Raw genomic sequence first — 6,989 nt, 5'->3', positions numbered from 1 at the left:
GAGCGCAAGGAAGTGGAGATGATCGTGTGAGCCATCACCCGCCTACTGGACTGAAAGACGATGCTCGTTCCCACGCTATGCGTGGGAACGCCTCCTGTGACGCTCCGCGTCACGCGTTAAGAGCGGACGCGGAGCGTCCAGGGCAGCATTCCCACGCAGAGCGTGGGAACGATCAGCAAGCGTGGGAACGATCAGCAAGCGTGGGAACGATCAGCAGCGTGGGAGTGATCAGAAAGAGGGGCCATTCAGCCATTCCTGGTTCATCGTTTCGGTGTCCCCCAAGTACTCCAACAACCACGCCATGGCCGGCGACAGTTTGTTCTGCGCCCACGCCACACACGAAGGGCTGGCCGGAAATGGCCGGCTCAATTGCAGCGCCACCAACTCCCCGCGCTCGATCCATGGCAACACCTGATGGGCCGGCGCCATCCCTACACACAGGCCATCGCGCAGGCAATCCAGGGCCGACGCCCAGTTGGGCACCACCAGGCGGCGCTGGTTATCCAGGGTCCAGGTGTCGCGCTTGGGCAGGTTGCGGGAGGTGTCGGTCATGCACAGCGAGGCAAAGGGGCGCAGTTGGTCATCACTGAGCAAACCTTCCACCGCAGCCAGCGGGTGCCGGGCGCTGACCACGCACAGCCAGTTCAACAGGCCCATGTCGCGGAAGCTGAAGTGGCTGGCCACCGGCACCGCGCTGGTGGCGCCGATCACGATGTCGGTGCGTTCATCGGCCAACGCATCCCACACGCCGTTGTACACCTCGTATTCGAGCAGCAATTCCACTTCGGGAAACTGCCGATAGAAGTCGAGCACCAATTGCCGGCAGCGCTGGGGTTTGACGATGGAGTCCACGGCCACCTTCAATTGGCCGCTCCAACCATTGGCCACCTGTTGGCAAAGGCGCCGGGTGCCGAGCATTTTTTTCATCACGCCGCGGGCTTCGTCGATAAACAGGCGGCCGGCAGGGGTCAGTTCCACGTCGCGATGCCGGCGCACAAACAGCGGCACGGCCAACCATTCTTCGAGCTGACGCACGGTGTAGCTGATGGCCGACGGTACGCGGTGCAGTTCCTGGGCGGCGGCGCTGAAGCTGCCGTGACGGGCGACGGCGTCGACTACATCCAGGGAATATTCCGACCACATAGGTGCTGCCTTCAAAATTATTGATGAGAGTGTCCAATTATTATCGCTTCACACAGATATTGTCAGCTTCATAATGGGCGCCAGTCAGCAAATAGTTTGATGGCAGTATCTACAAGGCTTCGATGAAAAATTCTTTTGGTTTTACCTGGTATCTGGCGGGGCTGAGCATGCTCGGTTATCTCGCCATGGACATGTACTTGCCGGCATTTGGCGCCATGGGCGAGCAGTTGAACATTGGTGCTGGCGCGGTGGGCGCCAGCTTGAGCATTTTTCTTGCCGGCTTTGCGCTGGGGCAGTTGCTGTGGGGGCCGCTCTCGGACCGCCTGGGGCGCAAGCCGATTCTGATCGCGGGCCTGAGCCTGTTTGTGCTCGGTTGCCTGGGCATGTTCTGGGTTCAGAGCGCGCCGCAACTGCTGGCCCTGCGCTTTATGCAGGCGATTGGCGTGTGTGCCGCCGCCGTCAGTTGGCAGGCCTTGGTGATTGATCGCTACCCGGCCGACAAGGCTCACCGCGTCTTCGCCAGCATCATGCCGTTGATGTCGCTATCGCCGGCCCTGGCACCGCTGTTGGGCGCCATGGTGCTGAATCACTTTGGCTGGCAGGCGATCTTCGGCGTGTTGCTGGTGGTGTCGTTGTTGCTGTTGTTGCCGACCTTGTTCCTGCGCAATGTGCCCAAGCGTTCGGAGCACAAGGGCAGCCCGGTGCGCCTGGGGTATGGGCAATTGCTCACTTCTCGGGTGTTTACCGGCAATGTGATGATCTTCGCCGCCTGTTCGGCCAGCTTCTTCGCTTGGCTGACCGCCTCGCCGTTCATCCTCGGTGGCATGGGTTACAGCCCGAATGACATTGGCCTCAGCTACGTGCTGCCGACCCTGGCGTTTCTCGTTGGCGGCTACAGTTGCCGCAGCGCCTTGCAGCGCCTGCCGGGTAAAACCCTGCTGCCATGGTTGCTGGTCGCCTATTGCTTGAGCATGGTGGCGTTGTACCTGGTGGCCACCTTGAGTGTGCCGACCCTGACCACCTTGTTGATCCCGTTCTGTCTGATGGCGCTGTGCAACGGCGCCAGCTACCCGATTGTGGTGGCGAATGCGCTGATGCCCTTTGCGGAAAATTCCGGCAAGGCGGCGGCCCTGCAAAATACCCTGCAATTGGGCTTGTGCTTCGTGGCCAGCCTGTTGGTGTCGTCGATGATCGAGCAACCGCTGTTGATCACGGTGATTGTGATGCTGGCGACGGCGCCACTGGCGGTGTTGGGCTATTGGCTGGCACGGCCGAAGGGCAACTCTACCGAACTGGCCAACGCCTGAGCTGACAATACGATCAAACTGGTAGGAGCGAGCTTGCTCGCGAAAAACGTCAACGATAACGCGGGCTTTCTGAATGAACGCGGCGTCGGTGAGTTTTTCGCGAGCAAGCTCGCTCCTACAAAAAGCCTGCTTCTTCAGTCAGAACGTCACTTCCATGTTCAGCGTCGGTGTTGAGGTGCGGCTGCCACGGCCGCCGTCCACCCCGAACTTGTTATGCCAGTACTCATACCCCACCCCCAGGTACAGGTTCGGCTTCACGCTTTTACCTGGTCGCACCGCCACCATCAGCGCTGTACGCATCAAGGCCTCCGCTGCCGTATCGCGGCCATGGTAGTCCTCGCCTTTCTCCCCGACGTAATTGATAAACCCCTGGAATTTCGCCGCATGGTTGCCCACCTCGAACGGTCGCATCCAGGTCAGGTTGAGCATGTAGGTAGCGTCGAAGGTGTGGTTCGACTCTTGCGCGCCGGGAATGCCGGTGTGGTTCTTTTCCTTGTAGTACATCAGGCTCAGGTCCAGCACGCCGACAGTGTTGAACTTCAACGTAGGGCCAATCACCAAGGCGCGCTTCTTGGCGGAAGCGAAGTTGTTGTTGCGGTTGGCGTCGAAGCCCAGGGTCAGCGCGTAATCCTTGATCAGCCCCGTGCCCGGCGGCAAGTCGAACACGCGTGAGGCATACAGCTGATGCCGGTACACGGCGTACACCTCGCTGCCACCGTGGTCGGTGCCTTTGCGCGGGTCGCTGCTGTCGGACAGGAATACATCGAGGTTGAGGAAATTGCTGCCGTAACGGTAGCCGCTGGCGTGGGTAAAACTGTAGATGCGCTTGCTGAAGTCGTCGGGGTTGTTCGGGTTGGTGAAGTGCTGCCCGTAGCGGAACCCGACGCTGTTGTTCATCCATTCCACCGCAACAGCCTCCCCGCCGCCGAGAAGGGTCAATGCGACGGTGGCGCCCTGTAGTGCCTTTTTCATTATTTTTGTCCTTTGGCGTTCTGGCTCGTGACGGCCGGATTGTTTTTGTAACGCCGTTGGAGGGTATCTTGTTCGATTGATTGTATACAACTCTATGGACATACAGTCTGAACATTGCATACAGTGAGCGCACAACAAAAACAGAGAACCCCTCACCATGACTATCCCGAAGGCGTCACCGCAGCGGCCCGAAGATGAAAATCTGGGCGTCGCCGCCAACATGGCTTACGGCCTGCAGCATGTGCTCACCATGTATGGCGGCATCGTCGCCGTGCCGTTGATCGTCGGCCAGGCCGCCGGGTTGTCGCCGGCGGATATCGGTCTGCTGATCGCTGCATCGCTGTTTGCCGGTGGCCTGGCCACGCTTTTGCAAACCCTGGGCCTGCCGTTCTTCGGCTGTCAGTTGCCGCTGGTGCAGGGCGTGTCGTTCGCAGGTGTGGCGACCATGGTGGCGATTGTCGGCAGCGACGGTGCCGGTGGTGTGCCAGCGATTCTCGGGGCGGTGATGGCCGCGTCCTTTATCGGTTTGTTGATTACCCCGGTGTTCTCAAGGATCACCAAGTTTTTTCCGCCGCTGGTGACGGGCATTGTGATTACCACCATCGGCCTGACCCTGATGCCTGTAGCGGCGCGCTGGGCCATGGGTGGCAACAGCCGGGCGGCAGATTTTGGCAGCATGTCCAACATCGGCCTGGCCGCACTGACCCTGGTGCTGGTGCTGCTGCTGAGCAAGATCGGCAGCGCAACAATCTCTCGCTTGTCGATCCTGCTGGCCATGGTGATCGGCACGGTGATCGCGGTGCTGCTCGGCATGGCGGACTTCTCTGGCGTCATGCAGGGGCCGATGTTCGGTTTCCCCACACCCTTTCACTTCGGCATGCCCACCTTCCATGTGGCGGCGATCATTTCCATGTGCATCGTGGTGATGGTGACGCTGGTGGAAACGTCGGCGGACATCCTGGCGGTGGGTGAGATCATCGACACCAAGGTGGACTCCAAGCGCCTGGGCAACGGCCTGCGTGCCGACATGTTGTCGAGCATGTTTGCGCCGATCTTCGGTTCGTTTACCCAGAGCGCATTCGCCCAGAACGTCGGCCTGGTGGCGGTGACAGGGGTCAAGAGTCGGTTTGTGGTGGCCACTGGCGGAGTGTTCCTGGTGGTGCTCGGCCTGTTGCCGTTCATGGGGCGAGTGATCGCGGCCGTGCCCACCTCCGTGTTGGGCGGCGCCGGGATTGTGTTGTTCGGCACAGTGGCGGCCAGTGGGATTCGCACGCTGTCCAAGGTGGATTACCGCAACAACATGAACCTGATCATCGTTGCCACGTCTATCGGCTTCGGCATGATCCCCATCGCCGCGCCGAGCTTCTACGATCAGTTTCCACGCTGGTTCGCGACCATCTTCCACTCGGGCATCAGCTCGTCGGCAATCATGGCGATATTGCTGAACCTGGCGTTCAACCACTTCACCGCCGGCAACTCGGACCAGCAGTCAGTGTTTGTGGCGGGGACTGAGCGCAGCTTGTGCTTTCGCGACGTGGCTGCGTTGCGCGATGGGGATTACTACCGGGGTGGCAAGTTGTTTGATGCCGAGGGCAAGGAAATTCCCCTGGTAGCAGATACCTCAAAGAAAGCCGCAAAACCCGAAACCACTGAGGTTTAAACAGGTAGGAGCGAGCTTGCTCGCGAAAAACGTCAACGATGACGCGTGCTTTCTGAATAAACACGGCGTCTGATAGTTTTTCGCGAGCAAGCTCGCTCCTACAGAGGGCGGATTTCAGCCGGCCTTGAGGGCTTTGTGCGGCAACGAACACGCCTCATCCAGAAACTTCACCACCGTCCCCATGCACGCCTGGCGCTCTTCCACATGGGGCATGTGACTGGAGTCTTCAAACAGTGCCCAGCGCACGTCCGATATCTCATCCAGGAATGGCTTGACCACCAACGGTGTGGCTTCGTCATGTCGACCGGAAATCACCAGGGTTGGCACCTTGATGGCTGACAGGCGGCCGATCACATTCCAGTCCTTCAAGCTGCCAATCACGTGGAATTCGGTCGGGCCGCTCATGGCGTGGTACACCGTCGGGTCGGCATCCACCTGGGCGAAGGTGCGTGCCACTTCTTCGGGCCACGGGTTGACCCGGCACACATGCTGGTCATAGAAAATCCGTGAGGTCGCCAGGTATTGCGGGTCTTGGTAGGTGCCGGCCTGCTCGTGCTTTAGCAGGGTTTCATGCACGCCTTCAGGCAACAGCTTGCGCAGGCGGTTGGCTTCGCTGACCCAGGTGCGCATGCAGGTGGGGGAGTTGGCAGGGATAAACGCGCGCAGGCCCTTGGGTTGCAAGATCGCGTGTTCGCTGCCAAGCATGCCGCCCCAGGATTGACCGAGGATCGCGTAGTTCTCACTGATTTGCAGGTGGTCCAGCAGGTTGTTCAACTCGTCGAGGAACAGGCCGATGGTCCAGAACGACGGGTCTTTCTCCGGCAAGTGCGTGGACCGGCCGTTGCCCAACTGGTCGTAGTGGATGACCGCGTGGCCGCTGGCGGCGACGTCCTTGAAGGCGTCGACGTAATCGTGGGTGCAGCCCGGGCCGCCATGGATGATCACCAAGGGCGTACGGCCTGTGGTCAGGTCGCCGGTGACGCGATACCAGGTCTGATAGGCGCCAAAGGGCGCGTAGCCTTCGCGAACTTTTTCGATGAATTCCATTTCGTACCCTGCTCTGAAAAAAAGGATCAGGGTTACGATAGTCTGAACAAAAAGTTTAGGTAACTAGCAAAACAGATAGGTTTTTGCCGAAAGCTCAACCTTCCAGCAAGCGGTAGTGGGTGGCGCGAACCACGGCCTGAACACGGTTCTTGGCGCCCAGTTTGTGCATGGCCGAGGCCAGGTGCAGAGTGACCACCGCCAGGGAGCGGCTCAATTGCGAGGCGATTTCGGCGGCGGTCAGGCCTTCAGCCGCCCATTTCAGGCATTCGCGCTCGCGCTTGGTCAGGCGTATGTGCGGATAAGCCCGCACCTCCTTGCTGAACAGCGGGTACGCCGCTTCCTGGAGGGCATGGGTAATCAGGCTGAAATCGGCCAGCGTATGTTGGGCGTCCTTCAATACCGTGCGCGCCTTGCCGGTGCGCAACCCGGTCAGCGAGGCGAAGCCGCCCCGGGGCAGATGAATCGGCACGCTGACGCCGCAGGTCAGCTGACGCTCATGCAGATAAGAAGAAACGGGGGCGTGGCAGGGGTCGATGATCTTTTGCAGGGCCGTCTCAGTCTTGGCCTCATAGGACCAGACAAACGGCGACACTGTGCTCAGCGCCAGGTGTTGCACCGGGTCGATCTGGTAAAACCCTTCGCTGCACCATAAGGCGTGCCAATCGCTCGGTGTGTTGCGCAGTTGCAACAGCGAGGGCGTGATCAGTGCGCCGTTGAGGTCGATGGGCACCGGGGTGTAGTCATACACCAGGGCATCGAAGCCCAGTTGTTGGGCAAGGATAAACGTATTGTCCATCTGTTCATCCAGGCTCCTGCCCGGTATGAGGCGATTATTGAAGGCGGTCAGCTTGGCCAGCATC

6 protein-coding genes are annotated in these 6,989 nt (G+C 60.0%); 2 read left to right on the top strand and 4 right to left on the bottom strand.

Features of this window, described 5'->3' with window-relative positions; genetic code table 11:
• Positions 1 to 228 precede the first annotated feature (228 nt).
• Positions 229 to 1,143 carry a DNA-binding transcriptional activator PunR gene (gene punR, locus AC1RAC_RS05310; RefSeq protein ID WP_034126673.1) on the bottom strand — a complete coding sequence of 305 codons (915 nt, stop codon included), beginning with the start codon at positions 1,141 to 1,143 and terminating at the stop codon, positions 229 to 231.
• A 122-nt stretch (positions 1,144 to 1,265) separates the two neighbouring features.
• Here punR and punC point away from each other — a divergent pair, with 122 nt between their 5' ends.
• Positions 1,266 to 2,450 (top strand): purine nucleoside transporter PunC, encoded by a 1,185-nt coding sequence (gene punC, locus AC1RAC_RS05305; protein WP_492616332.1) that lies wholly within the window; start codon positions 1,266 to 1,268, stop codon positions 2,448 to 2,450.
• A gap of 138 nt (positions 2,451 to 2,588) precedes the next feature.
• On the opposite strand, the gene AC1RAC_RS05300 is transcribed toward punC, so the two are convergent.
• Positions 2,589 to 3,422 (bottom strand): hypothetical protein, encoded by an 834-nt coding sequence (locus AC1RAC_RS05300; RefSeq protein WP_034126675.1) that lies wholly within the window; start codon positions 3,420 to 3,422, stop codon positions 2,589 to 2,591.
• 157 nt (positions 3,423 to 3,579) lie between these two features.
• Here AC1RAC_RS05300 and AC1RAC_RS05295 point away from each other — a divergent pair, with 157 nt between their 5' ends.
• Positions 3,580 to 5,082, top strand: coding sequence for a nucleobase:cation symporter-2 family protein (locus AC1RAC_RS05295; protein WP_492616331.1), 1,503 nt, complete (start codon positions 3,580 to 3,582; stop codon positions 5,080 to 5,082).
• A gap of 114 nt (positions 5,083 to 5,196) precedes the next feature.
• Here the strand turns inward: AC1RAC_RS05295 and AC1RAC_RS05290 are convergent, their stop codons facing one another.
• Positions 5,197 to 6,129 (bottom strand): proline iminopeptidase-family hydrolase, encoded by a 933-nt coding sequence (locus tag AC1RAC_RS05290; protein ID WP_057975713.1) that lies wholly within the window; start codon positions 6,127 to 6,129, stop codon positions 5,197 to 5,199.
• A 94-nt stretch (positions 6,130 to 6,223) separates the two neighbouring features.
• Positions 6,224 to 6,988 (bottom strand): LuxR family transcriptional regulator, encoded by a 765-nt coding sequence (locus AC1RAC_RS05285; protein WP_034126677.1) that lies wholly within the window; start codon positions 6,986 to 6,988, stop codon positions 6,224 to 6,226.
• Position 6,989 lies beyond the last annotated feature (1 nt).

The organism is Pseudomonas sp. GW823-FHT02F05 (genome assembly GCF_058797315.1).
Note: the sequence above shows the minus strand (reverse complement) of the source record. Positions and strands in the feature narration are given on the sequence as shown.